General features: G+C 59.5%; 2 protein-coding genes. Both read right to left on the bottom strand.

Annotation, left to right across the window (positions count from 1 at the left end; all coding sequences use genetic code 11):
* Positions 1-90 precede the first annotated feature (90 nt).
* Positions 91-468 (bottom strand): DUF2892 domain-containing protein, encoded by a 378-nt coding sequence (locus tag HNQ83_RS30985; protein WP_175392635.1) that lies wholly within the window; start codon positions 466-468, stop codon positions 91-93.
* Positions 469-552: 84 nt separating this feature from the next.
* Positions 553-1023, bottom strand: coding sequence for an RNA methyltransferase (locus tag HNQ83_RS30980; RefSeq protein ID WP_046816778.1), 471 nt, complete (start codon positions 1021-1023; stop codon positions 553-555).
* Positions 1024-1164 lie beyond the last annotated feature (141 nt).

Raw genomic sequence — 1164 nt, 5'->3', positions numbered from 1 at the left:
GCTCCCACATGGGATATGTGGTGTACACAAAATCACTGTGGGAGCGAGCCTGCTCGCGAAGAGGCCTGAAGCCTCACCGAACTATCCGGATCAAACCCCGGTTTTCGGCGACTTCAACGAATCATTCCCGGTGACGGTCGCGGTTTTGGTCGCCGCTTCGGCGTTGGCCTTCAATCGGTTCAAATCTTCAGCGGCGCGCTGGATTTTCGCCCGCACGTTATTCATGTCCTGACGACTCTTTTCCAGCAGGCTTTTGGCCGAGCTATGCCCGGTAATGCCGCGGGCCAGGGCGACGCCGCCGATGGCCACCTGGATCAAGCCGAAGATACCGCCACGACGCAGGCCCTTGCCCACCATGACCACGCCACCGGCGAGGGAACCGATGCGTTCCCAGCCTTGAACATTGTGGTCGGCAGGAGTCTGGAACGGGGTGGATTCGATGCGCTCTACGCGTTTGAGTTCGCTCATGATCTGTCTCCAGGCTTCGGTTCAGTAGTGGATAGTCAGCTGACTGCCGGGACCGTCAGCCGGTTCCATCGGATAAGCCGCAACTCAGCGGAATTTCGGCCCCGAACGGGTATTGAGGCCTTTGGCCATGCGGTCGTACAGCACGACGTTCACCGTGGCGGCCAGGTTCATGCAGCCGGTGGTCGGGATGTAAACCACGTCTTCGCACCAGTCGCGGATCTCTTTGTCCAGCGAGCCATCTTCCGGGCCGAAGATGTACAGCGCGCGGTCCGGATGGGTGTACTCAGGCAACGGGCGGGCTCCATCGACCAGTTCTACGGCGACCGGAACGCAGTTCAGCGGCAGGATTTTCTTCAAATCGTCGATGCCGATCAGCGGGATGTCGTAATGGACGCGCTTGGTATCGGTCACGAAGTCGGCGGCGCGTTCGTAGCGCTTGCCGGTGTAGAACACCGACGCCACGCCATAACAGCCAGCGGCGCGCATCACCGAACCGACATTCTCCGGTGATTTGGGGTTATACAAACCAATGCAGCTGTACCGTTTGTCTGCCACGAGCGGGGTGCCTTTCGGGAAAAAAGCGCGATTATACGGGGATTGGGGGAGGGGTGTTCAGTTTGAGATTGGTGGTGTTTGGGGCGCCGCCTTCGCGAGCAGGCTCGCTCCCACATGGGATATGTGGTGTACACAAAATCA

Origin of the sequence: Pseudomonas sp. C2B4 (genome assembly GCF_013359695.1) — a bacterium.
Lineage (GTDB): Bacteria > Pseudomonadota > Gammaproteobacteria > Pseudomonadales > Pseudomonadaceae > Aquipseudomonas.
This window is presented reverse-complemented; position numbering and strand designations above follow the sequence as displayed.

Excerpts from the sequence above, each read along its gene's own strand:
- HNQ83_RS30985 (WP_175392635.1), bottom strand. The coding sequence starts at position 468 with ATGAGCGAACTCAAACGCGTAGAGCGCATCGAATCCACCCCGTTCCAG.